This is a genomic window from Sodalis praecaptivus (genome assembly GCF_000517425.1).
In the GTDB taxonomy this organism is placed as follows: domain Bacteria; phylum Pseudomonadota; class Gammaproteobacteria; order Enterobacterales; family Enterobacteriaceae; genus Sodalis_A; species Sodalis_A praecaptivus.
In genome coordinates, this window is sequence record NZ_CP006569.1 from 2,927,699 (window position 1) to 2,954,189 (window position 26,491).

30 protein-coding genes and 3 tRNA genes are annotated in these 26,491 nt (G+C 52.5%); 5 read left to right on the forward strand and 28 right to left on the reverse strand.

Annotated features, from left to right (window positions below):
* Nucleotides 1-3: 3 nt before the first annotated feature.
* From SANT_RS12900 to SANT_RS13010, 23 genes are read right to left on the reverse strand one after another with little or no spacing between them, the layout of a single operon-like run.
* Nucleotides 4-1,680, reverse strand: a complete 1,677-nt coding sequence (locus tag SANT_RS12900; RefSeq protein WP_025422713.1) for a hypothetical protein — start codon at nt 1,678-1,680, stop codon at nt 4-6.
* On the reverse strand, nt 1,677-2,216 hold the full coding sequence (locus tag SANT_RS12905) for a hypothetical protein (RefSeq protein WP_025422714.1): 540 nt from the start codon (nt 2,214-2,216) through the stop codon (nt 1,677-1,679). Before SANT_RS12905 ends, SANT_RS12900 begins: the two co-directional genes overlap by 4 nt.
* Nucleotides 2,188-2,913, reverse strand: coding sequence for a hypothetical protein (locus SANT_RS12910; protein WP_025422715.1), 726 nt, complete (start codon nt 2,911-2,913; stop codon nt 2,188-2,190). Before SANT_RS12910 ends, SANT_RS12905 begins: the two co-directional genes overlap by 29 nt.
* Nucleotides 2,903-3,334, reverse strand: a complete 432-nt coding sequence (locus SANT_RS12915; RefSeq protein ID WP_025422716.1) for a tail fiber assembly protein — start codon at nt 3,332-3,334, stop codon at nt 2,903-2,905. Before SANT_RS12915 ends, SANT_RS12910 begins: the two co-directional genes overlap by 11 nt.
* A gap of 2 nt (nt 3,335-3,336) precedes the next feature.
* Nucleotides 3,337-5,433, reverse strand: coding sequence for a phage tail protein (locus SANT_RS23840; RefSeq protein ID WP_025422717.1), 2,097 nt, complete (start codon nt 5,431-5,433; stop codon nt 3,337-3,339).
* 9 nt (nt 5,434-5,442) lie between these two features.
* Nucleotides 5,443-6,030, reverse strand: coding sequence for a phage tail protein (locus tag SANT_RS12925; RefSeq protein WP_025422718.1), 588 nt, complete (start codon nt 6,028-6,030; stop codon nt 5,443-5,445).
* Nucleotides 6,023-7,207: a baseplate J/gp47 family protein gene (locus SANT_RS12930; protein ID WP_025422719.1), complete on the reverse strand. Its 1,185-nt coding sequence runs from the start codon at nt 7,205-7,207 to the stop codon at nt 6,023-6,025. The genes SANT_RS12925 and SANT_RS12930 overlap by 8 nt, the downstream gene beginning before the upstream one ends.
* A complete protein-coding gene (locus SANT_RS12935; RefSeq protein ID WP_025422720.1) occupies nt 7,204-7,533 on the reverse strand; it encodes a DUF2590 family protein in 330 nt (109 codons plus the stop codon). Before SANT_RS12935 ends, SANT_RS12930 begins: the two co-directional genes overlap by 4 nt.
* Nucleotides 7,530-9,497 (reverse strand): phage tail tape measure protein, encoded by a 1,968-nt coding sequence (locus tag SANT_RS12940; RefSeq protein WP_025422721.1) that lies wholly within the window; start codon nt 9,495-9,497, stop codon nt 7,530-7,532. The genes SANT_RS12935 and SANT_RS12940 overlap by 4 nt, the downstream gene beginning before the upstream one ends.
* Nucleotides 9,494-9,682 (reverse strand): DUF6890 family protein, encoded by a 189-nt coding sequence (locus SANT_RS12945; protein WP_038668558.1) that lies wholly within the window; start codon nt 9,680-9,682, stop codon nt 9,494-9,496. Before SANT_RS12945 ends, SANT_RS12940 begins: the two co-directional genes overlap by 4 nt.
* Nucleotides 9,683-9,684: 2 nt before the next feature.
* A complete protein-coding gene (locus SANT_RS12950) occupies nt 9,685-9,942 on the reverse strand; it encodes a putative phage tail assembly chaperone (RefSeq protein ID WP_025422722.1) in 258 nt (85 codons plus the stop codon).
* Entirely contained in the window at nt 9,929-10,117 is a 189-nt protein-coding gene (locus SANT_RS24710) for a hypothetical protein (RefSeq protein ID WP_025422723.1), read from the reverse strand. The genes SANT_RS12950 and SANT_RS24710 overlap by 14 nt, the downstream gene beginning before the upstream one ends.
* On the reverse strand, nt 10,089-10,421 hold the full coding sequence (locus SANT_RS12960) for a hypothetical protein (protein ID WP_025422724.1): 333 nt from the start codon (nt 10,419-10,421) through the stop codon (nt 10,089-10,091). Before SANT_RS12960 ends, SANT_RS24710 begins: the two co-directional genes overlap by 29 nt.
* Complete coding sequence (locus tag SANT_RS12965) at nt 10,421-10,762, reverse strand: M15 family metallopeptidase (protein WP_025422725.1); 342 nt, start codon at nt 10,760-10,762, stop codon at nt 10,421-10,423. Before SANT_RS12965 ends, SANT_RS12960 begins: the two co-directional genes overlap by 1 nt.
* Nucleotides 10,759-11,055 carry a phage holin family protein gene (locus SANT_RS12970; RefSeq protein WP_025422726.1) on the reverse strand — a complete coding sequence of 99 codons (297 nt, stop codon included), beginning with the start codon at nt 11,053-11,055 and terminating at the stop codon, nt 10,759-10,761. Before SANT_RS12970 ends, SANT_RS12965 begins: the two co-directional genes overlap by 4 nt.
* A 9-nt stretch (nt 11,056-11,064) precedes the next feature.
* On the reverse strand, nt 11,065-11,520 hold the full coding sequence (locus SANT_RS12975; protein WP_025422727.1) for a phage protein: 456 nt from the start codon (nt 11,518-11,520) through the stop codon (nt 11,065-11,067).
* Nucleotides 11,517-12,644: a DUF2586 domain-containing protein gene (locus tag SANT_RS12980; RefSeq protein ID WP_025422728.1), complete on the reverse strand. Its 1,128-nt coding sequence runs from the start codon at nt 12,642-12,644 to the stop codon at nt 11,517-11,519. Before SANT_RS12980 ends, SANT_RS12975 begins: the two co-directional genes overlap by 4 nt.
* Entirely contained in the window at nt 12,641-13,345 is a 705-nt protein-coding gene (locus tag SANT_RS12985; RefSeq protein ID WP_025422729.1) for a phage virion morphogenesis protein, read from the reverse strand. The genes SANT_RS12980 and SANT_RS12985 overlap by 4 nt, the downstream gene beginning before the upstream one ends.
* Nucleotides 13,342-13,824 (reverse strand): phage tail protein, encoded by a 483-nt coding sequence (locus SANT_RS12990; RefSeq protein ID WP_025422730.1) that lies wholly within the window; start codon nt 13,822-13,824, stop codon nt 13,342-13,344. The genes SANT_RS12985 and SANT_RS12990 overlap by 4 nt, the downstream gene beginning before the upstream one ends.
* Nucleotides 13,821-14,273, reverse strand: coding sequence for a head completion/stabilization protein (locus SANT_RS12995; protein WP_025422731.1), 453 nt, complete (start codon nt 14,271-14,273; stop codon nt 13,821-13,823). Before SANT_RS12995 ends, SANT_RS12990 begins: the two co-directional genes overlap by 4 nt.
* Before the next feature lie 49 nt (nt 14,274-14,322).
* Nucleotides 14,323-15,060 (reverse strand): phage terminase small subunit, encoded by a 738-nt coding sequence (gene gpM / locus SANT_RS13000; protein ID WP_025422732.1) that lies wholly within the window; start codon nt 15,058-15,060, stop codon nt 14,323-14,325.
* Between the two features lie 13 nt (nt 15,061-15,073).
* Nucleotides 15,074-16,102 (reverse strand): phage major capsid protein, P2 family, encoded by a 1,029-nt coding sequence (locus SANT_RS13005; protein ID WP_025422733.1) that lies wholly within the window; start codon nt 16,100-16,102, stop codon nt 15,074-15,076.
* A 34-nt stretch (nt 16,103-16,136) separates the two neighbouring features.
* Nucleotides 16,137-16,973, reverse strand: coding sequence for a GPO family capsid scaffolding protein (locus SANT_RS13010; RefSeq protein ID WP_025422734.1), 837 nt, complete (start codon nt 16,971-16,973; stop codon nt 16,137-16,139).
* Between the two features lie 142 nt (nt 16,974-17,115).
* On the opposite strand from SANT_RS13010, the gene SANT_RS13015 reads away from it, so the two are divergent.
* From SANT_RS13015 to SANT_RS23390, 3 genes are read left to right on the forward strand one after another with little or no spacing between them, the layout of a single operon-like run.
* Entirely contained in the window at nt 17,116-18,897 is a 1,782-nt protein-coding gene (locus SANT_RS13015; RefSeq protein ID WP_025422735.1) for a terminase large subunit domain-containing protein, read from the forward strand.
* Nucleotides 18,894-19,913 carry a phage portal protein gene (locus SANT_RS13020; RefSeq protein WP_038668562.1) on the forward strand — a complete coding sequence of 340 codons (1,020 nt, stop codon included), beginning with the start codon at nt 18,894-18,896 and terminating at the stop codon, nt 19,911-19,913. Before SANT_RS13015 ends, SANT_RS13020 begins: the two co-directional genes overlap by 4 nt.
* Nucleotides 19,913-20,242 (forward strand): ogr/Delta-like zinc finger family protein, encoded by a 330-nt coding sequence (locus SANT_RS23390; RefSeq protein WP_071882023.1) that lies wholly within the window; start codon nt 19,913-19,915, stop codon nt 20,240-20,242. The genes SANT_RS13020 and SANT_RS23390 overlap by 1 nt, the downstream gene beginning before the upstream one ends.
* 34 nt (nt 20,243-20,276) lie before the next feature.
* On the opposite strand, the gene SANT_RS13025 is transcribed toward SANT_RS23390, so the two are convergent.
* Together SANT_RS13025 and SANT_RS24715 are read right to left on the reverse strand one after the other, a co-directional pair.
* The gene (locus SANT_RS13025; protein ID WP_025422737.1) at nt 20,277-22,934 is read right to left on the reverse strand and encodes a toprim domain-containing protein; all 2,658 of its coding nucleotides are present in this window, start codon (nt 22,932-22,934) and stop codon (nt 20,277-20,279) included.
* A 161-nt stretch (nt 22,935-23,095) separates the two neighbouring features.
* On the reverse strand, nt 23,096-23,299 hold the full coding sequence (locus SANT_RS24715) for a DNA-binding protein (protein ID WP_071882072.1): 204 nt from the start codon (nt 23,297-23,299) through the stop codon (nt 23,096-23,098).
* A gap of 281 nt (nt 23,300-23,580) precedes the next feature.
* Here SANT_RS24715 and SANT_RS13030 point away from each other — a divergent pair, with 281 nt between their 5' ends.
* Both SANT_RS13030 and SANT_RS13035 read left to right on the forward strand, forming a co-directional pair.
* Entirely contained in the window at nt 23,581-23,943 is a 363-nt protein-coding gene (locus SANT_RS13030) for a helix-turn-helix domain-containing protein (protein WP_025422738.1), read from the forward strand.
* Between the two features lie 8 nt (nt 23,944-23,951).
* Nucleotides 23,952-24,953: a tyrosine-type recombinase/integrase gene (locus SANT_RS13035; RefSeq protein ID WP_025422739.1), complete on the forward strand. Its 1,002-nt coding sequence runs from the start codon at nt 23,952-23,954 to the stop codon at nt 24,951-24,953.
* Nucleotides 24,954-25,095: 142 nt separating this feature from the next.
* On the opposite strand, the gene SANT_RS13040 is transcribed toward SANT_RS13035, so the two are convergent.
* From SANT_RS13040 to SANT_RS13050, 3 genes are all read right to left on the reverse strand, one after another.
* A tRNA-Leu gene (locus SANT_RS13040) sits at nt 25,096-25,181 on the reverse strand.
* A gap of 16 nt (nt 25,182-25,197) precedes the next feature.
* Nucleotides 25,198-25,271, reverse strand: a tRNA-Cys gene (locus SANT_RS13045).
* Between the two features lie 1,053 nt (nt 25,272-26,324).
* Nucleotides 26,325-26,399, reverse strand: a tRNA-Gly gene (locus SANT_RS13050).
* Nucleotides 26,400-26,491: the final 92 nt, after the last annotated feature.

Genomic DNA, 26,491 nt, shown 5'->3' on the forward strand with positions numbered 1-26,491 from the left:
TTATCAGGCAATGATCGGCGAATATGTGCCGGTCAGGTTATCGACCTGTCCGGCAGCGCTCCGTATAGCATCCGCATTCGTTGGCCCGCCGGTGTTGCTATGGCTATGTTCGGCCGTCTGTTCCGCCAGTTGCTTAACGACGTCGAGGGTGTCAAGCATCAGTTGCGCCAGATTGACGGTATCGGATCCAATCCATACCGCCGGCGCGATGATCTCCTGTTTGATTGCCGCTACGCTTTTGCGAATTCGGCCAATTTGCTCCGTCAAATCCTGCCCGGTGATTGTTGCTTTGCTTCCGGTTATCTCTGTTTCATCATTACCGCCCACGCTGGCTAGCCGATTGCCCTGCACTGCCTGACTACAATGACCGGCGCTAACCTGTTGTATCGCCCCGGCCATCAGCGTGGACGTACCGATAACGCTGGTTTTATCCGTGGCCTTAATAGTTGTTTCGCGGTTTATCAGCTCCCGGCTTTCCGTATCTGCCTTTACGGTTCTGGCCATTGATGTTTCGCTAATGGTCTGGTCCGTTTGTCTTACCCAGTCACCCGCCTGCGTAACGCGCTGCGAGACCTCGGCGCGCTGCTGCTGTAACTGCTCTCCCGGTTTCACGTCCGGCAGGCTGGTACCGTCTGGCACGGTCTGACGGATAAAGGGTTTATCCGGCCTGCCGCCGGTAAAACCGATCTCGACCAGCGTTCCCTCGGGGGGATACTGAAACAGCCCGGAATCATTACCGGCCATCGGTACCGGCAACGGCACAGCGGAATAGACCGGCGTCGCATTATCCGGTTTGCCGTCTGCATCTAACAGTTGCACATCCACCGCGTAGCGCGGGCGAAAAGGATCGGCAACGTTGCCGCTACTGGCCGCCTCAGTCGGCGCGATAACCCGTGCAAACTTGGGCAGATGTAAACCCGAAGCCAGTTCAGGGTAATGGCTTTCAATCTGGCGCTGCACCGGCGTTTTCTGCAGCGGTTTACCGGTGGCTTTATTGCGGGGTGCCCAGGTGACTGTCATCGTATCGCTGTTCAGGTGAACTTTGGTCAAGCGCTCTCCGTTCATCTCGACGCCGGGCCGTAGACTCTGGATAACCGGCAAGATCATGGAATGGCCACCCGCTGCGCCCTGGCTAAACTCGGTCGGGATACTAACGGGCTTACCGGCAAACAATGACTTTTCCGCGCCCCCAACATAAACGCCGCCGTCCGGCAGCTGATACCAAATGTAATCATTGATACCGAATGCCCTGCCCAGACTGTTGAGAAGCTGGAAACCGCTGCCGCTGTGCGTAAAATGCGGGATAGGCTTATCAGCATAATCAGCATCCGGCACACTAACGGTTATTCCGCTTTGCTCTTCCAGCCAGCCGGCTACACTGCGTAAGGTGGGGTGCTGAAATGAACATGGCCATGCTCGGTCATAGATCCCGACCAGCTCCCGCACAAACAATCGCTGATAACCGTTTTCAGCTGGTTGCGCCCGCTCAACATAGCCCGTAAACCAACGCAACAGCAAATCCGTGTACCCCACGTCAAGCCGTACCAGTTTGCCGGTATAGTCCTTTGTCGTCTCAGCCGTAATGAATCCACGGCCGCAATTGTTCAGTTCCAGCACAAGATTACTGTCGGCCAGGTGAATTTCATCGTTAAACAGATACAATCGCTTAATGGGTTTCATCCGCCCCCCAATGCATCATTAACTGGTTTTAACACCCGACTTTCAAACCAGGTTAATTTTTCCTCGTTCTCTTCCGCACTCTCTCTACCCGTGCCGGCGGATTGCTTCTGCGCTATCGTTTTACTGGCCGCGCGCGCTTCACGTTTTTCCGGCACGCTAAGATGTTCGGTCAACGTAAATGTTACAAGCCAGGCCATTTTCCCGTCCTGTTGCGGTGCATCAAGCGTACCTGTAAATATCGCCTCACGAAAATTGACCGCCCGCGCCACATCATGCGCCACCCTATAAGCCTGCCGTTGGCCGCCGGCATCCGTTGCGCTGGCCAACTCGAAGATACGGCGCAGGATTTCAGGTGTTTTAAACGGCACTTCACCCGAGATACGCAGCTCTTTACCTTTCATTCCCTGTTCCGATTTCGTCGTGGCACTGGTCTCGCCGGACTGGTCTTTATCCTTGAATTGCTGTGTTAGCGTAACACGCATGTTTTTAAGCAAAATAGCCTCGCCATTAAGCGCCAGCGTCGGGATCGATGTCATGTATCATTCCTTTTATACCGTCCAGATTATCGCCGACCAGCATCATCGCAGCTGTGTAAACCGCTGATGGCATCGGAATGTCTTTGACCAGCGCAAGCAAAGCCGTAGGAAGATCGGCGGTGGCGGTAAATACCCAGGCTTTAGCGCTTTTGCCCTGTAATGCATCAAGGCCGCTGGCAATATCGCCCATCAGGCCATCACGCTGCTTTGTAAAGTCACTCAGCTGCTGTTTAAGGCTGACCATATCAACCGCCGCCGCCGCGTCAACCTGTGCCGCTTCAACAGCGGCGGCGGTAATCGCCTGGCGGCTGGTCGGAATGGATAACCTCGAAACATCCGGCATCCCATTACCGTACGTTGCCGGAATTTGCATTTTAGCCCTTGCCAGTTCTGCCGCTGCCTGCGCCTGACGCTTAACTTGTGTGAAGGTGGGTGCAGGGAACACCTCAATGAGAGGATTTAGATTGGCCATGAAATTTTCATGCGTCTTTCCGGCCACCATCATAATCACGATGTCCGTCGCGTTACCCAAACCGGTTAATTTTTGTGCCAAAAAGGTAATGGCATTGACGGGACTCAAATAGGCGCCGTTTTCCGTTTGCTGCCCCAGTCCATACACCCATGGATGCGCGGAAATGACTGAGCACTCCAGTGCTCCAACAGAATCCGTAAATGCCAGCCTGGCTTCACGCCACACGTTCCGGTTCCTCCGGCCAGTCAATATCTGGAGCGGTACTGATATCGACCCGGTTAAGCTGCACCCGGTATTTTTTCCAGGCCAGAAGTGCCGTTTTTTCGGTTTCCGTTGCTATGTCGAGGTCTATGGCGTCCTGAAGGGGAGCCATGTCGCGCGTCGCTTCGTCCATTAGCTGCTGCTTCATGAATTCGGCACTTCGCCTTGCTTCTTCAGGTGTGGGCGGGGGTACATCAACCCAGCAAGGCAGTCCATCTATACTCACGCCGCGTGTCTTGCCCGCTGGCCCCTGCACACAGTATTTGTTCCATAGTTCATCGCTGACAGGCTTGACATCATCCGGCCAGTTACCATGTTCGGCGTAACCCTCTTTGTATTCAATCAAATAGAATGTATTCGTTTTAGCGCTATATCCGTAACTCATTGTTACACCCCCACCGCCCACCAGTTCGCTTCAACTTCCTGATCATACATCACTGCTGTGAATCCGGTATTTTCAATAGACGTTGCAAATATATTTGACTTACTTGATTTTCTCCATACAGAAAGCGTCATCTGCACGCCAAAACACTCCTTTCGGTAACCGATTGGAAAATTAACTTGCGTATTATCACCGCTACGATTGACCACACCACCTTGTAGAATGAATCCTGATGACGCATCCCTGTACCACCATCCGCTACGACCACCAGAAGCTTGCGTGCGATTCATGATCCAACTGGATAAATTTCCCTCCCAAATGGGGCCAGTCACATCCCCATTGGTCGCTAGCCGCGCCTGACCATTGCCCGCTTGGCATTCACCTTCCACCACAAACGTACCATCATCTTTAAACCGAAAGTATCGCCCCTTACCCGCTTTGTTAACGATCAAACGGGCTTCCAAATGGGAGTTCACTATGTCGACCGTATAGAATTCCACAGATTGATCACTCGTGTCACCATAGGGGTAAAATAGGCTGCCTGCCGATCTCACCTCACCATTGTTGTTCTTACCCTCTCCCAGCATTTTTACCATGCTGTTGAACGATGCTTTTTTGGTCACCTTCAGCGATGGTGTGGTCACTCCGAGGCTCCCCACGGTGCCTCCGGCGACCGGGAACGCCTCAATATCCGCCGGCGTCGGTTTATTCTCTTCAGAATAGATTTCTATCCAGTTTGACCAGTTCGCGCTGCCTTTGTAAGTACGGCGAAATGTCCGGTTTTGATAGGAGCCTGAAATGCCATAGCCATTGGCAATCTGAATAATGCGTAACGGATCACCTGTCGCTTGTGAATCGAAACTTTGCACATCGATTAACCAATACCCGGCTTTTCCTGTCACGGGGCCATTAACCGGCTCATTGATAGCAAAGCGGCCATTGGCTTTTAGGCTATTAACGTCCGTACCCGTGGTGAATTCCAGCGCGGGCTGGATGCCGTAAGCCGTTAAGCCAATATTTTTTTGGGCTTCTCGCTGCGCTTCCTCTCCTGCCGCGTCAATTTCCGCCAGGCGATTGTCCGATAACAAGCGGCTATTGGCGTTATCATTGGCCTCTTTGACGGCTTTCGGTGTCGCGGCGTATTTTTCGCTGGCGCTGTTGGTGGCGCTGCTGAGCTGGACAAAGCCTTTAGCGGAAGTCGTGGCATCCGGGTGATGGCGGGATTGCTCGTGTCGTTTTAAGGCATCACTGGCCGCCTGGCCATCAAGCGAGCCGTTCGGGCGCAAATCGGTGATAGCGCCGTCGGCGTCAATGCCGGCCAAAGCAAAAACGTAATGCTGCACGCCGTCTTTTTCATAATCCGCTAAATCGGCGGCTAGTTTAATGTCAGTTTCAACGCCCCAGACGCTGATTAACGTTCCTGTCCAGCACACATCCAGCCAGACGGTAATCGGCTTGTCGGTAACGGTGATATTTTGGTCAGCGACAAGCTCAGCCCGCAAACCGGCCACATAGCCCGCCCCTTTGGTGATGAAAAACTGCTTGCCGGTTTTGCCAACCCGCCAGCCATCACCAAAAAAGGCCGCAGCGCCGTAAATATCGACATTTTCGCGCCGCTGGCGCTCGTCCATGCCGGTCATGCGTGCGGTAAAGTCGATTTGCCAGGTCTCGGCTGGGGTATTGATGCCGGTTTCAACCTGGGCGCCGTCAAACTCCATCAAAAAAGAGCGCGTCAGCACGTTACCTTGTTGCCCAGATGCGGTTTTAAGCTTTTGCTGTATAGGCGCATGCACAATCATGGCCAGCGTACCGCTGGCCTTGTTGATAAGCCCTATCCAGTTAAACGAAAAATCGCCCACCTCGGCACCCAACACCGCCGAATGCACCACCGCGTTATCATTCACCACCCCTTTACGGCTTACGGCCTGGCGGTGAACAATTTGCGCCGCCGGCGGGATACCTTCAGTGCGATCAATGGGTATATCCGGGTTCATTTCCGGCACATTGGCAAAAACAAATTCGTCCAGCTCAATTGCGTCCTGGGTGATAGCCTGCTGAGCCTTCCATTGCTCAAACGCCAGCGTAATAACGGTTTGTGACATCGTGTTTCCTTACACTTTCGCGCTAAAAATTTCGTCGTTATTCCCGGTCAAGCCCAGCGCCGCCGGATACGTGATTAATTCGCCCTGGTCCCACCCTGCCCGAATAGCCAGGGCTTCACAGGTCATCACCTCAAATTGATAACGGCGGCAGGTCCGGCCGTATTGGCGGATGATCTGGAGCATTAACTGTGTGTTATCCGAAATCTGGCTGTCGGTGACGCGCACCAGGATCACATCCCAGTCAATGCCCGGCTGGCGCTCCAGCAATTCAACATAGCCAATGCCCAGCCGGTCAAAAATAGTGATAAACCCCTGCACCGAACCGGCATCGGCGGCATTAACAAAGGCGTAAGCCACGCGCTTTCTGAACAAACTCAGCGGCTCGCCGTCGAAACGGGTAATATCGCGATCGTAAGCCAGTAAGGTTAACAGTGACGCAGAGCAGGTCAGTGGATCGAACTGGTTCAGCGGCCAGGTGATCCAGCCATAGACCTGCGTCCAATATGCCCGGGCGGCGGTCAGTAATTTGGCCGGTTCGCCTGCGTTCATCCATGACGGCAGCGCCACGGCCGCCAATTTTCTTACAAAGTCATTCATTCTTCAGGCTCACCGTCAGACTGTCCAGGCGCGGCACGCTTAGCGCGCTGGTGATGTCATCGAGAGAAAACGCCAGCGAAACCGTCGCGGGAAATGCCTGATGGATTTCCTTTGCCAGTTGGGAAAAGGAAAACCGTGAATAAGGCCAGGTTTTTATCACCTCGTAATTGGTGTTTTCACGAAAGGCGCAGCGCACCAGATTTTCGACGTCTGATTTCATCGCGTCGGTTTCTTCTTCGCTCATATTGGCCAGGTCATTGACCCAAACCGTCACAGACAAGTCATGCCGCGTTTCTGGCATGGCGAAACACTGCATATCATCGCCGTGGCCGTGATGCCCCTGATTGCTGATATAGTCGTTAACGTCGTCGATAAACGGCCCGGACGCCACGCCGCTATCCAGCAGCAGATAAGCGTTTGCCGTACCCGGCCCGCGCGGCGCGTCATGTTCAAAATAGATACGGTCAATACTGACACCCGCCACGCCGGCGATCATGGACCGGTACACCGCATCAGTATGATAGTTGCCCACCAGATTAAACTGATTGCGGCACCGCTCGCGCAGCTCATCATCATTTTCTTCGTCGGCGCCCGGTATCGTCAGCCAGTCCTCTTCGCTGGCGGCATGGCTGATACCGTCAACGGCGGCAGGCAGGATGCGATAATAGCCGGGGGCGAGGTTATAGGCTGCGCCGCTGCCGGTGGCTTCAACGGGTATCAGCGCATTCGCCGTTCCCGCCGGGATCGCCACATCGGCCGTGGTTGCCAGTTCATAAACCGTTCCGTTGATCCGCTCCGTCTGTATCAGGGTAGCCGCTTTAACCGTTACCACGTCGCTGGCATTTTCTTTATAAAAGCGGATAACGCCCTGAGCCGCACTGGCGGGCTTTGGGGTCACGTTTACCGCCCACGCCAGTAGCCGCAGCATCTGTCCGCCCGCCGTCGCGACAAACATGTTCGTCAGCACGGTAGACACCATAGCCTCTTTGAGCCACATCACCGGCGCAATCACTATCGCGGTGACCAGCCGCCAGAAGGGCGACATACGGGAGGTATTTGTAATCAGTCCCTCCTGCGCCACCACCGCGTTAAAACGCGTGCGCACGGCCTCTTCCGTGGTCGGCACGCCGCTGGCTTTCAGGACCTCTTCAAAGTCAACCTGGGGCTTTTGCGTCATACATCCACCCGATACGAGATAGTGCCAAAATCATAAGTATTGGCGGTGACCCAAAGCCGCTTTTGCCCCTCTTCGCTTACTTCAACGGTACCCGGCACAATGCGTTCATCGCTTTCCACCAATAATTCCAGTTGCGTAAAGATATCGGCGCGTAATGTGGGGCTGCGCTCGGCAATGAGCTGCGTCGCTAAGCCGCTTTCTAAAATGGCATGCACGATGTCCTGTCCGATACTTTGACGGTTGTTGCACAATTCGGGTTCATTGCCGGCATTGAGCGCAAAATCGCCGCGGTCAATCAGCAAATCGATATACAGTAAATCGCTCATACGCCCAGCTCCTGCCATTCCATTAATTGCCCCGGCGCTAAGGTTTCTTTCGGGTAGATATTCACCGTGCCGATTTTCCTGCTGTTATCGGTCACTGACTGACGGTGACTGCTCATGCTTTTATTGATACCGCCGCGCTCAGTGCCCTTTAATTTCGCGCCGGTGGAAAGTGTGTTCGTGGTAAGCGCGGGCGTGCTTTCTTTGTCCAGGGCGATATTGACACCGGGAATTTTATTGAGCTTACCGACAATCCAGCGCCATGATGTCAAAAAGCCCCCTTTGATGGTTTGCCAGACATTATCAAACATCGACACAATACCGCCGGCCATGCCGCTTAACGCCTGTGAAGGTGAAAAGCCGGTCAGCAGCGCGATAAAGCGATTCCAGCCCTCAGCGATCCCTTGCCAGGCAGCAGTAAACACCCCGGCAAGCCATTTCACCACGCCGGCAACGGCGGTAAACGCCGCGGTGTTCATCACCGCCGCTTTGACCGTATCCCAATGCTTCACCAGCAGATAACACCCGACTGCCAGTAGCGCGATGGCGCCAACAATCAATAAAATGGGCCAGCTCATAAAATTGATGGCCACGCCAGTTAACATCGCCGCCATCCGCACCGCCAACAGCGTGCCACGGATCATTCGCAAAGACGCATTCCAGGCAAGCAGGGCTTTTTTTCCTAACCACAAGGTGGCGGTATAGAGCTTTGTCACCAACATTAATGATTTCCAGACAGTACGTGCGCCCAAGGCAATAAGTTTGCCGGTACCCAGTACAATATTGGTCGCTGCCCCCGCAGCGGCAAAGCTCAATAATCCCAGCATGGCATAGCCAATCACACGCGCGATATTGGGAAACAGCTGCATCCAGCGGGCAAAAGTCTGCCCCATATCTGCCAGGCGATTTAGCAGCGGATACAGCACCGGGATAAGCGTTAATCCGATGACGGTCTGAATGGCTTTGAGAATTTCAACGAAGCGATCCCAGGGTTTCACCATGCCTGCGGCCATTTCCTGCGTACGCTTCAGGCCATCGGCGCCACCCAGCGCGGTGATATTGCGCTGAAGTAACGCTACATTGCCGTACAGGTGTTTCACCACCGCCGCGCTGTCACCAAAAGCCGCATCCAGCGCCGCCTGGGCCTGTAAATTCCCCTCCAGGCTTTGACCGTACTTATTTTGGAGTTTCGTCAGCATGTCCGGCATGGACAGTATTTTGCCGTTCACATCGGTAAACGTCAGTCCCAGCTTTTTAGCGCCGGCGATGGCGCTGGTCATAAAACCTTCGTAAGCGCTGCTGGCCTCCGTACCCAGCGTGCGGCGCAGCTGGCCCAGCACGGCCAGCTGTTCATCCATCCCAACGCCGTAATTGGTACCCACGCCGCGCGCCCCTTCCATCAAATCTTTAATGGTGGCCATTTCGGTGCCGAACACTTTACGCATCGTGACCATCTTTCCGGCCAGCTGCTCGGCAAACGGCACCTTTCCCAGCCGCTGCGCCTCGGCGGCGAAATTGCCATACATCTGTCCCATAAATTCGGCCGTTTCCGCTGCGGTGGATTTGAGCGCAAACGCCAGCGTATTCGCCACCTGCGTGACTTTGGGCAGTTCGGCGTTGCTCAAACCAGCAATCGCGGTGTTGATGTCTTCTGTTGATTTCACAAACGCCACCGCACTCGCGCCATAGGTCATGCTGAATCGCACCGCGTCACGCTGCACCGTTTTCAGCACGGAATCATCAATGCCTTTAGCGGCCGCATCATTGAGCGCGTCAAACATCTCTATGGCGGGCGATAATGCCCCTTTGATTGCCATGCCGGCGCCCGCCAGCGCCAGCACCCCGCCGCCGATTTGCATTGACGCCGCTTTTGATTTTTCCGCAAAGCCGACAAGGCTGCTTTGCGCCTGTTTTAACGGGCGCGACAGCTTATCAATAAGGCTTAAGGTAAAATCTAACTGTTTCATTCCGAACCTTTAAAAGCGGTGCTAATCCCATTCGCCACCGCAATATGCATGTTTTCCCAATAGCGATTATCCAGCCAAATAGCGGCGGCGATATCGTCTACCGTGTCACGGCCTTGCGGCAAATACAGGCGGCGTAAAATCAAATACTGCTCGAGTCCGTTATGCTCAATGGCACGGACTCGCAAAGTCAGTTTTTTATTTCTATTTCCAGTTCCGGCGCATAGATCTCATTCACCTTGCCGGCTAATTGAATGGCCGCGCCGGGGCGGGTCAGAATATCATTCAACGCCTCTTTACTTTCCACCGCGACAATACGGGTCAGATAGTTGTGCGCCGGCGCGACTTTATTATCCATCGCCATTTCATTAATAAACTTGTTATAGGCTGTCTGGTTCGGTTCAAAAATAATGTTCTGACCGCAAACCACTAATTCAATCTTTTCCATAGGTAATATTTTCCCTTTCGTTAATTTCATCAACAAGCTGGTTATGCCGCGCGGCACATTGGCCGTAACGCTCCAGATACAGCGTTAACACCTCCGCCGCGTCTTTTCCCCGCGCCCCGTGCAGGCGCGGCAGCTGCGTGGCACATTTAGTCTTTAGATTTTCCTGATAATGCACGTTCGGTGCCGGCGGCGGCGTCGTTGTACAGGCTGACAAACTCATCAGACAGGCACACATGCGTAAACACCGGTTTAACCACTTCCGTGCGGATTTCCCGCGGCTGTGCATCCTTGATGGCCTCCAGTTTTGCTTCCAGCTGTCGCCCGGACGCGCCGGCAATCACGGACAATTGTTTCCCCGTTGCCAAGGCCGTTTTGCTGATAGCCAAATCCAGGCTGTCACGATGCCAGCCGGCCAGTGTCCAGCCGCCGGCAAACGCCAGCACGGCAAAGGCTATCCCGCCGAGCGCCGCGCGCCCCATTAGCGCACCCCGTTGTGTTCGAGGCTAAAATGATTGCCGTCCGGTCGTGACGTAAAGCGCCCGCCCCAACTCCCCCCCAGCGTTTCCCAGTATTCCCCCAACGGGAGGTAATCCTCGGTTTTTTCCAGATAGTGACCATTCACGAAGACATTGAAATCCACGGCCAGGCGCAGTGTATGCAGGCTGTGGGTGATGCCGCTGCCCTTTTTCGCATTGAGCGCCGCTTGCTCGGGCGTGCGGTACGCTTCGCCAAAGGTCAGCCGGTAGCCGTGGTCTTGTGCCCAGTCAATCAGATTGGCCACCATCACCGTGAAGAGCTGCTGTTTCTCGCTTAACGTCATTTCCTTACCCCTTTGGTCAGAAAACCGCATAGCCCCTTCTTGCGCAGCCAGGCCTCGACACCATTTAGCCCTAAAATACCCAGCGCCGACCCGATGCCGGCCAGCGCCAGCGGGTGAATATCCGGTACGATGTACAGCGCGACGCCGGCCATCAATGACAGCGCACTGCCGACAATGACACGCCCCGTCACCAGGCGGATCGTGACAGGTTCATTACTGTTGAGCATTTTGCCCAGCGCAATCAGTGCGCCCATCATCGCCAATGTGACAAATCCCTTTTCATATTCCTGCATTTGCATCCCTTACCCGATCAGATTTTCCGTGGCTTCCGCTTCCAGATACGGCACGCCGTTAATGTTGATGAATTTCGGACTGGTGACAAAATATTTGATTTTATGTGTGGAGAGGCTGCCCCCTTTCGGGTCGGTGTCCAGCACGTTATTGAGTTGCAGCTTATTGCCAAAAGTCTCGACTTTAATTTCCTCGCTGCCGGCTTTGGCATAAAACAGAAAATCGACGGGCGCAATCCCCCGCCACGATCCTGCCGCGCGCGCTTTGGCGGTCAACACCTGCAACACTTTTGAACTCACCTCGATTTCACCCTCGGCGGCCACATCACCATCAACGTGGCCATCGGGCACGCCACGGGTTTGCGCGGCGGCGCTGTTGTCGGTGATATCCAGTGAAATTTTCTCGACGTGGATCAGCTCGCCATCCACGTAGGCATCGAATGACATGCCCGATATACGCTTAGTCATGCGCTGGCCTCCAGACTGGCATCCAGTAATAAACTAATGGTGATTTGCAATGGCACTTCATAGGTGCGCACCACCAGATAAATATCCACCGCTTTTTTGCTCTTCCAGACGATGGTCACGTCACCATCCTGCGGCGGTTTCACCTCCCCCGGGAACGACACACCATTGATATTGGCCGCCGTGGACATTTCGCGCAGCGGGCGGGCAAACAGCGTCTGATGCGCGGCAATGCTGCCCGGCGTACTGTTAAGCGACCGGTCGGCAATTTTGCCGATCGCCAGCAGGCGCACGCGGCGGGCGGCTTTATCAACGATACGTAGCGTCTCTATCGACTGAAAATCGCCACCCTCGACATCGAGCGTACGCCCGTCAGACCAGTAAAAGCCGTCATAATCGGGATACCACATCGGCACGCTAAAGCGCTGCGCTTCCAGCGCCTGAAGCGTGGCCAATTCCAGCGGCGCGCCGGCAGCGTCCAGCGGGTGCTCATCGCTGCCTAAATTTAAAAGCGCCCCGGTTTTGACGCGCGCCGGGCTATCGGCAATGGTCACGCCTCGATTGCACAGACGGCCGGCCAGCACCCCCGGTTCATTGCCCCACAGGCGGGGAACCAGTTGCACCCCTTTTTCCGCAATGTCTTGTTGTAACGTGGCCAGGCGTTTCAGATAGTCGGCCTGCGCCTCTTTTTCCTGCATACCCTGCACCGCGAGAATGAACCAGACCCAGCGGCCATATTTCGCTGTCAGTTCCGATCGCAGCGTTGCCGCCTGACTAATGATCGTTTTGGCAGAAATATCATCCGACAGCACCACCCCTTCCACCGAACAGACGCGCTGTGCGGCCTTGACCGCCGTCGCCCACGCGTCCGCTTTACTGTCTGCGGCCAGTACGTGGATAAAGCCCCACCAGTTTTGACCGGCGTTAGCCACGGCCGCTAAAACATCGTTTTTTAACGGGCTGTCAGCGTCGCCAAGCAATGCATCAAAATCACTCTGTGCGTTGACAGCCAATGTTTTCCCTACATTTTTATCACCGGTCCCGATAAACAGCAGCGTGCGCTCCACGTCAGTGGTTTCGCCCAATAGCTGATTTATCTGGTTAACGGTAACAGTGGGCCAGCTCATGATCTTCCCCTGATATCCTGTGCGTTAACATCCCAGCCGAACCCGATAGCCTGAAGCTGCCGCGCCAGCGCCTTGTTAAACTCATCCTGTCCAATGCCCAGAAACGCCCTGGCGGGCAAGTCTATTTGCCAGCTGGTTTTCACCGGCTTATTTTCCAGTTTACGGATCAGCAAGCCGGCCTGGCGGGCGGACATATTTTGTTCTATTTCCTGATAGCCGGGCTTGCGCCAGCGTTTTCCTTTTCGGACCTGATAGCCGGCTTTGCGCAGGCGTTTCGCCTGGCGCCGGGTTGCGGCCCGGTCGTCCTGTTTCGCGCCTGTGACCTGTTCGCGCTTCACGGTGACCTTCATCCCTTGCTGTTGCACATAACCCACCACGCCAGCCGGCAAGGGGCCTTTAGCATTGCGATAATGACCACCGAACAAGTACAGGCGGACAGAGTCAATCGCCGGCATTTCCCGGATGCGAATAAGCTTTGGCATCTGGCGCAACATTTTGCCCTTACGCCGGGTTTTCCTGCCGGGCCACGCCTCACCGTCTGGGGAGCACTGGTTACGCACGTTGCGCTTCGCTGCCGCTTCCACGCCGTATTTGGCTATTCGCCATAGCAGCCGGCGCCGTTTTGGCGCCGGTAGCGCCAGGCGCTTCAATGCCCCTTGCAATTGCTGAAACTGTTCTTTGTTCAGCTCCGCGCGGATCATGCTTGCCCCTCGGTGCGCGGGATCACCGTCACTTCGTCAGCCTGCCAGATGTCCGGGGCAGCCAATCGCCAGCGCTGGCCATCAAACGGGATCGGCCCATCCTTATCCGGTATCAGATCTAATGCATCAGCCAGCGGCAGCGTGACCACCACAATGGCCGTGTCCTGGTCGATAATGTCGATATCGAATTCCGGCAATTCACTTTCAAGGCCGGTTTCCTCAAGCAGCCCGCTGGCGTCCTCACTGAGCCAGGCCATTAATAACGTCATTAAAATTTTGGGATCGTGTTCGCGGTAAGGGTAACGCTCCCAGGTCAACACGGCGTTATAGCGAATGACGGCGATACGATATTGCCCCAGCCCGATATCCCGCTGCGCCGGAATGAAGGTGATTTCGTCCATCTGACTGTCAAACCCCTGCATCGCCCTTTTCGGCATAGAGGCGATGAGAAAATCGGTCAATGAGGTTAACTGACTCATATCATCGCCACCGTAACGCGTTTCAGCCCCTTCAGGCGCCGCACCGCCAGCGTGGATTCAGCAATCAGACTCGTGCGCGTGTCGTCGCTCTCCTGTCCCGGGTGGCTATCACGGCGCCCGACAGAGGCGAATTCCCCTATCAGGTCGGCCTTGGCGCGGGCAAACACCGCTTTGCGATAGCGGGCGCAAAGCAGGTTTTCACCCGCTATTTCCATTCCTGGCACCGCCGCCGCGCTGTCATGGCCGCCGCTGCGAAGTTGGGCAACGACGCTTGCCAAATCATCATTGATTTCGCCGGCGGCGGTCAGCAGCGCCTGGCGAACAGTGGCCGCGTCAATATCGGCCGGTATGGTCCGCTGTGACTGAAAATCGCTGACGTTTAAATCCGGCCAGAAACCGTCATTGGTTAACGTTGCGTCGTCATAATTGATTGCAGTTCCGCTAAACACGACTTCCTCCAAAAAAAAGCGGGCGGACCGGTTTCCACGGGCGAAGCGCTTATGCGTTCCCCTCCACCGCGCCCGCTTTCGGGTCGGTAGCCTTTTCCAGCGCCCGCAGACGGGCAGCAATACGCTGCAACATCGTGCCGACGCCACATTTCGGATCGAATCCCTTCGCCTGTTCCAGCAGGGTCAGAGACTGGCGTAAGACGTCCCTGTCTTCTATTGCCGCCGCGCGTGGCTCTCCGTGCTCATCACGCAGCAGGTGCAGGCCGGCAAACTTCAGGTATTTGGCCTTTATGACCTCATACACATTCCAGTTCTGCAGGACGTTATCGCGCGTGCGGCTAAAATACGGCTCAACGTCATGCCCCTGCGCGGCTTCCGTTTCCGCCCAGGCCAACACCGTATCCGCCACAAATACCGGGAACGAACTGCTAAACGCGACCGGGGTTTCCTGTCCCCTGGCGATCGCCTCGTCCGCCCAGTCCAGCGCCTGGTCATACTGGCCGGTATCGAACAGCCAGATAACACACCAGACAAAAATCCGGTTTTGATGCACGCTTTCACCTTCCAGCCAGGTTTGCGCCGTGGGCAACCAACGCGGCAGCAACACGTCACGTTTGTAATCAATGCGCGCCGCACGGCTCTCCATCGCCGCCGCCGTGGCCAAATCCTTATCCAGCGCAGTGAGCTGGATATGCAGGCTGGTCTCGACACCGAGCGCCTGCTGCGCTTGCAACTGACGTTCAGCTTGTATGCGCGCACTGTGCCGCTGGCATGGTGAAAGGCTCATAGCTCCCCCTGGCTTATTCCCCGGCCGGTGGCGTCACAGGCGCCCCGATGGTGACCGCACTTTCATCAAACGCGGCGTACAGCTCCAGGTACTCAACCGCATAACCTTCGTTACGCAGGTATTTGTTTTCGTACTGTTTACGGTCTTCTACAAACTCCGCATTACGCTGACGCGTGCCGCGCTGGGTGTAGATATGCAGGTTCGGCAGCGTGGTGACGATCATGCGTTTACCCGGCATAAACGGCGGGACGTAGGCCGTGCGGCCGGCGATACTGTCAGACAGCAGCTGCGCGGCGATTTTCTCCGTCGGCTTATCCGCTTTCTGGTAGAGGCGGAAAGACTCGGCAGCCACAAGGTCAGCGCCGGCCAGAACGACAAGACGCGGGTCATTACGGTACTGAGCCGGGATTTTTGTGTTGATAAGATCGGAAGCCATCGCGTCAAGTGACACATAATCACCTTTGCCGTCGCCATCAAGCACAACCGCGTCGTCGATAATCTGCTGCCCATCCTTCCACTCTTTGACGATTTGGTGCCAGCCCTTATTCACATCTTCGCCGTTCGGGTTCTTTTTGGGGTCCGTGGTTTCCGCAATAGACTGACCGTTAAAGCCGATTCGCAGCATATCCAGCGCAAATGACTGGTTGGTAAATTCCTGCACGCGCTGGAAGAACTCATCTTCATCGCCGGCATTCGCCCAGACAGAAAGCTGTTGCCAGGTCAGTGCTGCACAGGAATCGGTTTCAACCAGCTTGTAGTCATTGCCGCTCACGCCCACTTTCTTACGGAAGCGGCCATCCCGCACGCGTCCTGTATACAGATCAGAACTGCCAACCGGCACGACCTGCCCCTGTAACTGGTCAACATCAGCTACGGTTATCAGATTCAGGAAATCAGTCTGTTCCATCAATGCATTGCGCAGCTGGGTTTCTTTCGGGTCGGTCAGCGCAAACCAGCGGTCGCTATCGGTAGCACCATAGGATTCACGCAGCCCGGTGTGGTAATGACGAAGAAATTCACGGGCCTTCGTATTCAATTGCATATTCATTTTCCTCAGAGAAAAACGGCCTCATCCCTTACAGGAAGTTGAAGCCTTTTTTGCCCTTGCTGAATTTCTTCGCCGGCAGCTGCGTGATTTTGGCATTCAGCTTGCTGAAGTTTTTCACCAGCTCCGGCAGGTTCCCGACCAGTCGTGCGAAATCTTCGGTATCGACGATATCTTTCACGGTATCGACATCCTCTTGCACGTCTTCTACAGCCTGTTCTGTCTCTGACTGCGCCCCTTCCAGCTTTGCCACGCGATCTTCCAGCGCGGCCAGCGCATCGGCCAGCGCCTGTAACGCGTCAGCCGGTACCGGCTCAGGTGTCGTAGTTTGTTCCGGCTCGTCTATACTAAAAAAATGACGCCAGCCTTTTTTCGCTTTAGACATTCCCTTTTCCCTTTTAAATTCCCTGATTTCATCAAACGCTAACGGTTTATAGGGTCCGATGCGTTTACCTTTGCTGCGGCTGAAACGTAGCCGTGTCGTACTCACCCCGGCCGGGCTATCCGTCACCGCCAACCCTTCCAGGTAGGTTTTGCCGGTTCCTCTAAAATTGCCGTCCGGGGTAAATTCCGGCGATAAAAATAAAAGCTGGCCGTCTGCATTTGCCTTGAGCAATGAAATGCCCGGACAAAGGCGAGCATATAACCGAAGAATATTCTCGTCATCGCGTTCAGCTTTTAATTCCAGCACCTCCCCCATATTGCCATAATTGCGCGAATGCTCGGGCCATAACAGCGCGGTATATAATAAAGGATCATATAATGCGGCCGCATCGATTAACCATTGTTCTTCAATGCTCCGCTTATCTACCGTTTCCCCTGCCGTAGCAATACAAATCCAATTTGTTGCCAGTTGAGAACCTGACATAAAGCCCCCTCTTTTGCTGCCAAGGTAGTATTCACAATAATCACCGCCCGCGCATGCACTTTAATTCGGATATCTGCTGTTAGCCGAACACATCCGAATTAAAGAGGCATTACATAACGAAACGGCAGGGCATAATGCGCGCATGGCTAAATATTCTGAAGAATTGAAAGGCGTAGCGCGGGCGCTTTATTTAAAACGTTATACCCCGCAGGAAATCGCCAGCGAGCTTAATCTGCCCAATCGACGCATCGTCTATTATTGGGCGGAGAAATACCGTTGGTCTGAACTGCTCTCACATGAATCCACTGAAGAGGCGCTGAACCGTCGCATTCAAACGTTGACCCTGCGTGAGGGCAAAGCAGAAATGGAATTACGCGAGCTGGACAGCCTGGTGGCCCATCTGGTTAAGCTGCGCGCTCAGCACAATAAACATCAGGAAAAGCTGGCAGAAGCGCGCTATACGCATAGCGAGACATCATTAAACGGGACAGGTAAAGACGATAAACCGCGCAAGCGCGGCAAATACAAAAAAAACGATATCAGCGGACTGAAACAGGCGGATTTTGATACCTGGGCGGATGAACATCTTTTTGGCTACCAGAAGCATTTGCGCGTCAATATCAGTCAGCAGGTGCGCAACATCCTCAAAAGCCGGCAAATCGGCGCAACATGGTATTTTGCCTTTGAAGCGTTTGAAAACGCGGTTTTGACCGGCGACCCGCAAATATTTCTTTCGGCGTCACGTCAGCAAGCAGAAGTGTTTCGCTCCTATATCGTCAATATCGCCGAGCAGTATTTTGGCATTACCCTGACCGGCAACCCGATCCGACTCAGCAACGGCGCAGAGCTGCGTTTTCTGTCTACCAACAAAAATACCGCCCAGTCCTATAGCGGTCATCTGTACTGTGATGAATATTTTTGGATCCCCAACTTTACCCGTTTAAATGAAGTCGCCAGCGCGATGGCCACCCATGATAAATGGCGCATTACTTACTTTTCCACGCCAAGCAGCAAGACACACCAGGCTTACCCCTTCTGGACCGGTGAAGAATGGAAGCGCGGCGATAAGAAACGCGCACGGGTAGCGTTCCCCTCAGAGAAAGCATTACGCAACGGCGGCCAACGCTGCCCTGATGGCCAGTGGCGCTACATCATAACGATGGAGGACGCTATTGCCGGCGGCTTTAACCTGGCCAGCATTGAGAAGCTGCGCAACCGCTATAACCGCGACACGTTCGATATGCTGTTTATGTGCGTGTTCGTGGACAGTAAAGACTGTGTCTTTTCCTTCGCACATGTCGAGCGCTGCTGTATCGACCCGGATATCTGGCAAGACCACGATCCCAACCTGCCACGGCCGTTCGGCAACCGTGAGGTGTGGGCGGGCTATGATCCCGCGCGCAGTGGCGATACGTCAACCTTTGTCATCGTCGCGCCACCCTTGCATGCCGGCGAAAAATTTCGCGTGCTGCGTGTGTTTCACTGGCAGGGGATGAACTGGAGCTGGCAGGCGGCACAAATCAAAAAATTGTTTGGTCAATACAACATGACCTATATCGGCGTAGACACCACCGGCCTGGGCAGCGGCGTATTTGAAAGCATTCAACATTTCGCCATCCGGCAAGCCGTGGCGATCCGCTATGGCGTTGAAACAAAAAATCGCCTTGTGATGAAGATGATCGACGTTATCGAAGCGGGCCGGGTGCAGTGGGAGAAAGATAAAACCGAAATCGCCGCCAGCTTTATGACTATTCGCCGAACCTCCACCGCCAGCGGCAATGCGATGACGTTTGTCGCCGACCGCAGCGCCGAAACCGGCCACGCCGATAGCTTCTGGTCTATCGCGCATGCGATTGATAATGAACCACTGGATCACGACAACCAGCGCACCTCACGCTGGGGTAACTTAGGGAAAGCCGCATGAAAAAACAAAAATTCCAGGATCGCCGCAGCGGCCGTAAACCGCGTCAGATGAGCATTATCACCCTGGGAAAACCCGAACCCATTTTAACCACCGGCACGAATTATACTGACGTCTGGTATGACAACGAGGCGGAGCATTGGACCTTACCCATTGACAGGCTGGCGCTGGCGCAACTGGTCAATCTCAATGCACAGCACGGCGGCGTTCTCTATGCCCGCCGCAATATGATCATCGCCAACTATGCCGGCGGCGGGATGACACATGAGCAGCTCGGCGCGGCGGTCTTTGACTACTTGACGTTTGGCGACGTGGCCATTTTAAAGGTCCGCAATGGCTGGGGTGAGGTAGTAGACCTCTACCCGCTGCCGGCGCTGTATACCCGTCAACGCAAAACCGGGGAATTTGTGGTTCTGCAACAAGAACAGCCCATGATTTACCCGCCAGAAGATATTATTTTTCTAAAGCAGTATGACCCGCAACAGGGCATCTATGGTCTGCCGGATTACATCAGCGGTATTCATTCGGCCTTGTTGAATGGCGAGGCAACCATATTCAGGCGCCGCTACTATCACAACGGCGCCCACACCGGCGGTGTGCTTTATTCTAATGACCCAAATATGACTGATGAAGTCGAAGAAGAAATTATACAGAAGCTTGAACAGTCAAAAGGCATTGGCAATTTCAGCACGCTATTTGTCAATATACCGAAAGGCGACCCTGACGGTATCAAATTTATCCCCATAGGGGATATTAGTGCGAAAGACGAGTTTCAGAACGTCAAAAGTATCAGCGCGCAGGATGTTTTGACGGCTCACCGATTTCCGGCGGGGCTTGCGGGGATAATCCCGACCAATGGGGCTGTCATGGGGGATATTGAAAAGGCCGCAAACACTTACCGCCGCGCGGAAATCTTGCCTATACAGCGGATGTTAGCGGCTTCGGTTGCAAATCAGCAGGATATCTCGGCATACCTACAATTAGTTTTCCAGAACACTGATAAGACTAACGGTGATTAATGCCGAACAAAAGAGTAAAATACACAAAAGACCAATCTTCGGGAGCTATCAACATGCGAGTCATGAAAGTCTACTGTCCAGTGTGTGAGGCAAAAGCGGTTATAAAAAAAACCGCTCGCAAGCATAAAGAGCTGTGTGATTTATATTGCTCTTGTACTGACGTTGAATGTGGCCATACATTCGTCATGAATATGACATTTTCGCATACTATCAGCCCGAGCGCGAAGTCTAGCGATGCACTAATTGCCACTATTTGCAGTAGCCTTAATCGCCAGCAAAAACAATTAATGCTTAATTTGTTGAATATAGAAGGTATCACTATATCCTAATGCATAAAGTGCTGTCATAAATGCATTTTTAAGACTATTTATCTCGCCTGAATATCCAGCAACGGAACGTTTCAGGCATTCGCTGCATCTCTCCCCGCCCACGGTTATAGCGTTCACTTACTGCGCTGCGCGTGGTTGATTGCCGGATAAACCGCCTTTCATTGCCATTTTTAAGAAGCTTTTTAATCTCAGTTAATGTGAAGGGTATACGCTGACGGTGGGCAGCTGCCACCTCTTCCATATGATTAAAATTAATGGCTATTTCATTGTCATCTGATGAATGGTTAATTCCACAGGCTGCTAGCTCATCCAGATAATCGAACAGCTCCCAAAATTCCTGTACCGTGGGATGATCCTTTTTAAGCGCTTGACAACGCTCTATGGCCATCGTGGTGATAACATGCCGGGTTTTCTCAAGTCGGTCCTTAGTAATGGGCACAACCTGCGCCAACGCCTTAAGCAACGCAGCAAGCTGCGCATGATTTTTCGCGATACGGATATGACGAATATTTGGGTGAGATTCAAGCTCGTTACGGACGCTTTCGTACTCGTTTGCATAGGTGTTTAGAACTTTTTTTTCTCCCATGATGGCTGTTAGAGTGAATCCCGATACATTACAAACCCCGATTTGCTCAAGGCGTTCCGCCGCATGGCGGGTCTGGACAGATTGTCCGCTTTTATCAGTGTAAAGATGGATGATACGCTCAAGAAATGCCTTGCTGCCGTCGGTATTGGCGTTCTGTGCAATTACAATACTTCCCCGAAAAGGTGGCTCATAAGTTTCATTATTGTTCGATTTGATCCCCACGGCACGGGATGCACGACCATTATATAATGATTTAAGCTCATCCCAGTCAAAAGCGCGTTGTTTTACATTATCTGATGAACGGTCACCCTCTATTAGCACCACGGGCAGATTACCGACCTGTGCGAAATTGCGCCCTCGCGCGGCGGCAGTGGATTTGGACGGGTCGAAGCCTTCATACTCTTCACGTCCTGCCAGCTTCCATAGGAATTCGATCAGCGTCGATTTTCCTGTGCCAGGCTCGCCTACAATTTCCAGAAATGGGAATGATTTATCTCGCTCCCGGATTTGTTCGGCGAACAGCGAGCCTAGCCAAAAAGCCAATGCGATATAACCTTTTTCGCCAAAAGCTATCCAAATATCCTCCATCCATTCGGTTATGAAATCGTTCAAATTAGGATTAATATCCAGTGACGGCGTTAAGCTCAAGCTTTTGACACTACAATTATTTATCTCGAAATAGTCCTCATCATTAAGTTCATAAAGTTTACCATTGCTGACAGCCACACGATTAAATAGCCATGCATTGTATTCCTTGTTGTAACCAATAAAGTTTTGCGTCTTTACCTCCTTAATTTCTGGCAGGCGCATTTGAATAAACTTATCTAGCTGTTTTGTGCTCCCAGTGTAAACAGCTCCTTTAGCAATATGCAAAAGACGCTTTTTGAATTCGGCGGAACTGGTCAACTGGTTGGCAGTAAAAGTATCTTTGACTGCTGGCCTGTTTGGCATATTCACCTTGACATAATACCATGATTCATCTGTGGGTTCTGAACGCTGAAAATAAAGCGGGGTCAGCCAGCAGTTCGCAATTTCGGTGACACACCCTGATTCTTTAACTGCACGTTCTTTAGCTTCCCACTCCTGTATGACCTCAGAACCGGTATTGCTAATGCGCTCCAAGGCGCGGGTATACCGGTCTAGATCCAGCTCAAACCAATACATGCGGGAATCGTGCTCGAAATAAAAAGCATGCCATTCATTATGCTGATGCATAAGCAATGCCTTTTCCGTCGGGCTTTTTGCCAACAAGAGATTACCGTAATAGCGGTACTTTTTAATATCTGATTTACTGAAGCAGTCGCGCAACAACAGGTCATTCCAGTCTAAACATACTGACGATTTGTGAGGCTGCGCCGCGCGTACTTTCCATCCGGTCGCTTCGCTGCGTGCAGCAAATGCCAGCGTGTGCTTAGTGCCTGCTTTATCGCCATCAAACGCCCATATCAATCGCGGGCGCGGTCTTTCGCCCAGCTCTTTAGCAAGCATATCGAGAGCGGCTAAGGGATAATTGTTGCTGCTTAGGGTTGCGACTGCTGGCAAGCCTGCTTGGCACAGACTGAGTGCATTAAATATACCCTCCGTGACCCATATTTCATTTACTTCCAGCAAATTTACAAACGGGGGGACCCACCAGTGACCTACATAGCTCCCTCTGATGTTCGCTTTTTGCTTACCAAAGCGTTGGGGCTGGTCTATGATACGTTCCCAACTAGCTCCGCATGCTAGCTCAAATTTGACCGTTGCCGACCCTTTTCCATTCTTAGAGAAAGCTCCCTGTGTAAAGCATCCCTTAAGCCGGGCGGTATCAAGCCCTCTTGCTTCTCTTAAATAAGCCTCGGCTGCGGCGTGGGGGTTATCTGGGGTTTCTTGATAACGCCTAGACCAATCTTCAAAAATATCTTGATAGATTTCTTTGACAATGACTTGATGCGCGCATTTGTTTTCGCGCCCACACTTTAGAATCCATGGTTTTTCAATACTGGTGAATAACTCGCGTTTATGGCAAGCAGGGCATATACCTTGCTGTAAATATTTCTCCTTTTCTTTGAATTCAAAATCGAGAATTAGCCTGCGGACAACTTCCTGCTGTGTTGTGGCTTTCATTTTTAATCCAAATACTAAAATTTACGTTACACGTTTTTCATTATTAACGGGCGATCAATAACACAATAGCACATTGAAAAATGCGACTCATTAAGTGCTTGTTTATGAATTAGATGTCATAGTTAATTTGACCACCCGAGCCATTATCAAATAGTCAATTATTAACTGTTTTCAATTGCATCTTTTAACATCGCGATCATATTTACTTCGACCTTTCCCCCTGAGCTTATCTTGGGTCGAATAATGATTCTGCCGTCTCGTACCATTCCCCGGCATGTGTCAAATGGAATACCTGTCACTTTTGCGTATGACTTTAACGACAAGTAGGGAGATTCCAGGTAAAAATTGATAGTTATATTTTTCATAAACACCTTCACTTATTTTTGATTAATAATGTCCAGTCCTTTCAAAAAAACTAATCTAGCCATACTCGAAACTGAACGGCACTCCATTAATGCTAAGCGCTCTAATGTTTCACGTTCATCAGTCGTTAAGCGCATCGGGATAGGCTTTAACCCTACCATCCCCTTAGGCAACCTCGATCTTTGTAGCTTTTCGTGATGTTTCATAATGGTATATTGTGGTTTGCTATGAGACTTAGAAACACATTCTGTTATCCATATGAATATCTGTCAAGGTTTTTTGTATGCAAAAAAGTACTGGAATGAGGTTAAAAGAAGAACGTGAGCGCCTAAAATTAAGCCAAGAAGCGTTTGGCAATATTGGAGGTGTCAAAAAATTGGCACAGCACAAGTATGAAAAAGATGAGCGGGCTCCTGATTCTAATTATCTTGCTGCCCTATCTCTAGCCGGGGTTGATATCCTATACGTTTTGACAGGTAGACGAAGTCCTCCTCCTGGCGAAGTTTTTGCCGAATCAGAAGAAGAAAAGAAGCTTTTAGAGAATTACCGCGCCATCGATAGCGCGGCGCGTTTAAATATACAGGCGGTTGGTGATGCGTTCGCGAAATCACAATCCGCATTGAAGGTCTGTAAAAAGATAGGTTGATAGCGATCATGGCAGTACGGAAATTACCTACAGGGAAATGGCTATGCGAAAGCTATCCAAACGGGACACATGGCAAACGCATACGCAAACAATTTATGACAAAAGGCGAGGCGCTATCTTACGAACGTCGTCTGATCAACTATGCCACAGGTAAAGACAATACTGGCAATGCTCCAACGCTTTCATATCTTATTAGCCGTTGGTATGAAATGCATGGGAAAACACTATCTTCGGGTGAAGAGAGAAAAGCAAAGCTGGAAGCAGTATGCATGCGGCTAAATGACCCTTTAGCCTGTTACTTCGATAAAAGCATGTTCGCCTCATATCGTGAGCGCAGGCTAAGCGGAGAGTGGAATCCAAAAGGTAAAAAGCGGCTCAGCGAAGCAACGGTTAACCGTGAACAGTCTTATCTTCATGCGGTCTTTAGTGAACTGAAGCGGCTAGGAGAGTGGCAAGGAGATAACCCCTTGGATGGCATCAGGCAGTTTCGGGAGGGGGAACAAGAGCTATCATTTCTCTATGATGCGGAAATCAGACGTTTATTAGATGCCTGCGATCAATCAAGTAATGAACATCTGGGGATCATCGTACGGGTCTGTCTGGCCACCGGGGCAAGATGGAGCGAAGCCCAAAATTTACGGCAGTCTCAAATCCTCCCGGGTCGCATCACCTTCACACATACCAAAAGCAAAAAAAACCGGACTGTCCCTATTTCTTCTCAACTTCAAAACCTGCTGCCGTCAAACAGGGGTAGCCTGTTTAAACCAGCCTATGAAGCATTCAAGGCATCGCTGAAAAGGGCATCGATTGAATTACCTTGTGGGCAACGCACACATGTGTTGCGTCATACGTTCGCTAGCCATTTTATGATGCGTGGGGGGAACATTTTAGTGCTTCAGCAAATACTTGGACATAGCACAATTTTGATGACTATGCGATATGCCCATTTTGCCCCTGATCACTTGGATGCTGCCATGAAATTGAACCCATTCGATAACCTCACCAAGTAAGCAACATAGACGGTAGCTAAAAAGTGCCGTCGCCACTCCATCGCCATTTCATCGCCACTACAAAAAATATAAACGAAAAAAAACCGCACAAGGCGGCATCAAATTTTTGTACAACTTGTTGTTATTATTAATCTTGTAGAAGTGGTACCCGGGACGAGACTTGAACTCGTACAGCCAAAGGCCGAGGGATTTTAAATCCCTTGTGTCTACCGATTCCACCACCCGGGCGTCGGGAAATCAAAACTGGAGGCGCGTCCCGGAGTCGAACCGAGGTGGACGGATTTGCAATCCGCTGCATGGCCACTCTGCCAACGCGCCTAATCTCATCCCTTGTCTTTGTCCTGCAGCGGGCTTTATCGGCGAATTGCCGAATCACTACCATGCAACTAACTGATCATAAAGACAATTCGTTTATTCCGTGTTTCGGAATGGACGCAATTATGGCTTGCCTGAGCAGCGATGGCAAGCCTTTTTTGGCTGGGGACGTTTAGATGGTTACATCACAGCCAACCGGGCACCGCCATAAGAATTGCCGTCTTTTCCTTACCTCGGACAACCTCAAAGGTGGGCCAGTGCGACCACAAATAATCCGTCCGCTGGCCAAGCGCACGGCCGACTGGCTTTATTCCATCGTAAATAAGGTAAGTAATCGCTGTTGATGAGAGATCGTCCCTTGCCGATACCGCTTATGTTTAACCAGAGTGACCCCCCCCCCGCCGGAGTCGCCCCGCCAGCGGTCTGACGCCTAGCGACCTCACGCCGAAGTCGGCGCGGCCAAACGGCAAGGGCATGGGCGAGATGCCATGGACGCGAAGCTGGATACAAGACGCGAGATACCACATGCTGGATGCTGGATACTGGATACTGGATACCGGTTGCCAGGTGCCAGGTGCCAGATTCCAGATGCTAGATGCTAGATGCTAGATGCTAGATACCAGATGCCAGATGCCAGATGCCAGATGCCAGATGCCAGATGCTTGATGCCAGATATCAGATACCAGGAGCCCGTCATTATCTCCTGAACAGCGAATCTTTGCGCCATGGCAACAATCTGTTTAACCTTAAAATGATAGTCGTTACCACCGGGCATCTCTCTCACCATTGGTATCTCGGGACATAGCTTCTCACCATTAGTATCTCGGGGCATAGCGCTATTCGCTCGGCGTTCGCGGTGCCCTAGAAAAGGATTGGCGTGAGACAACGGGGGGTATTGTGAGACAGAAGCCCTGGGTCTGATGGGCAGTGCGTGAACCGGCAGCCGCAAGCGGCATAATAGCCTCGGGCGAAACTGAGCGAGCGACAACAAAAAAGGACCCCTATGGGTCCTTTCAGCGTCAACCGATGGATGAATGACACCGGCTAACTAAAATTTGGAGCGGGAAACGAGGCTCGAACTCGCGACCCCAACCTTGGCAAGGTTGTGCTCTACCACTGAGCTATTCCCGCATGACTCTCAACAACCTGGTTTGCAACCTATCGGCAAACAACCGCGGTTGCTTTCGATGCGATGCATTCTACTGACCTCGACGTATGAGTCA

Excerpts from the sequence above, each read along its gene's own strand:
- SANT_RS12960 (WP_025422724.1), bottom strand. The coding sequence starts at position 10,421 with ATGGGGCGCGCGGCGCTCGGCGGGATAGCCTTTGCCGTGCTGGCGTTT.
- SANT_RS23390 (WP_071882023.1), top strand. The coding sequence starts at position 19,913 with ATGCCGAACAAAAGAGTAAAATACACAAAAGACCAATCTTCGGGAGCT.
- SANT_RS24715 (WP_071882072.1), bottom strand. The coding sequence starts at position 23,299 with ATGAAAAATATAACTATCAATTTTTACCTGGAATCTCCCTACTTGTCG.
- SANT_RS12965 (WP_025422725.1), bottom strand. The coding sequence starts at position 10,762 with ATGACGTTAAGCGAGAAACAGCAGCTCTTCACGGTGATGGTGGCCAAT.
- SANT_RS12940 (WP_025422721.1), bottom strand. The coding sequence starts at position 9,497 with ATGAAACAGTTAGATTTTACCTTAAGCCTTATTGATAAGCTGTCGCGC.
- SANT_RS13025 (WP_025422737.1), bottom strand. The coding sequence starts at position 22,934 with ATGAAAGCCACAACACAGCAGGAAGTTGTCCGCAGGCTAATTCTCGAT.
- SANT_RS13020 (WP_038668562.1), top strand. The coding sequence starts at position 18,894 with ATGAAAAAACAAAAATTCCAGGATCGCCGCAGCGGCCGTAAACCGCGT.
- SANT_RS12935 (WP_025422720.1), bottom strand. The coding sequence starts at position 7,533 with ATGAGCGATTTACTGTATATCGATTTGCTGATTGACCGCGGCGATTTT.
- SANT_RS12905 (WP_025422714.1), bottom strand. The coding sequence starts at position 2,216 with ATGACATCGATCCCGACGCTGGCGCTTAATGGCGAGGCTATTTTGCTT.
- SANT_RS12990 (WP_025422730.1), bottom strand. The coding sequence starts at position 13,824 with ATGAGTCAGTTAACCTCATTGACCGATTTTCTCATCGCCTCTATGCCG.
- SANT_RS13005 (WP_025422733.1), bottom strand. The coding sequence starts at position 16,102 with ATGCAATTGAATACGAAGGCCCGTGAATTTCTTCGTCATTACCACACC.
- SANT_RS12900 (WP_025422713.1), bottom strand. The coding sequence starts at position 1,680 with ATGAAACCCATTAAGCGATTGTATCTGTTTAACGATGAAATTCACCTG.
- SANT_RS13030 (WP_025422738.1), top strand. The coding sequence starts at position 23,581 with ATGCAAAAAAGTACTGGAATGAGGTTAAAAGAAGAACGTGAGCGCCTA.
- SANT_RS12980 (WP_025422728.1), bottom strand. The coding sequence starts at position 12,644 with ATGAGCTGGCCCACTGTTACCGTTAACCAGATAAATCAGCTATTGGGC.
- SANT_RS12975 (WP_025422727.1), bottom strand. The coding sequence starts at position 11,520 with ATGACTAAGCGTATATCGGGCATGTCATTCGATGCCTACGTGGATGGC.
- SANT_RS12930 (WP_025422719.1), bottom strand. The coding sequence starts at position 7,207 with ATGACGCAAAAGCCCCAGGTTGACTTTGAAGAGGTCCTGAAAGCCAGC.
- SANT_RS12970 (WP_025422726.1), bottom strand. The coding sequence starts at position 11,055 with ATGCAGGAATATGAAAAGGGATTTGTCACATTGGCGATGATGGGCGCA.
- SANT_RS13010 (WP_025422734.1), bottom strand. The coding sequence starts at position 16,973 with ATGTCAGGTTCTCAACTGGCAACAAATTGGATTTGTATTGCTACGGCA.
- SANT_RS12985 (WP_025422729.1), bottom strand. The coding sequence starts at position 13,345 with ATGATCCGCGCGGAGCTGAACAAAGAACAGTTTCAGCAATTGCAAGGG.
- SANT_RS12915 (WP_025422716.1), bottom strand. The coding sequence starts at position 3,334 with ATGAGTTACGGATATAGCGCTAAAACGAATACATTCTATTTGATTGAA.
- SANT_RS13035 (WP_025422739.1), top strand. The coding sequence starts at position 23,952 with ATGGCAGTACGGAAATTACCTACAGGGAAATGGCTATGCGAAAGCTAT.
- SANT_RS13015 (WP_025422735.1), top strand. The coding sequence starts at position 17,116 with ATGGCTAAATATTCTGAAGAATTGAAAGGCGTAGCGCGGGCGCTTTAT.
- gpM (WP_025422732.1), bottom strand. The coding sequence starts at position 15,060 with ATGAGCCTTTCACCATGCCAGCGGCACAGTGCGCGCATACAAGCTGAA.
- SANT_RS12950 (WP_025422722.1), bottom strand. The coding sequence starts at position 9,942 with ATGGAAAAGATTGAATTAGTGGTTTGCGGTCAGAACATTATTTTTGAA.
- SANT_RS12925 (WP_025422718.1), bottom strand. The coding sequence starts at position 6,030 with ATGAATGACTTTGTAAGAAAATTGGCGGCCGTGGCGCTGCCGTCATGG.
- SANT_RS23840 (WP_025422717.1), bottom strand. The coding sequence starts at position 5,433 with ATGTCACAAACCGTTATTACGCTGGCGTTTGAGCAATGGAAGGCTCAG.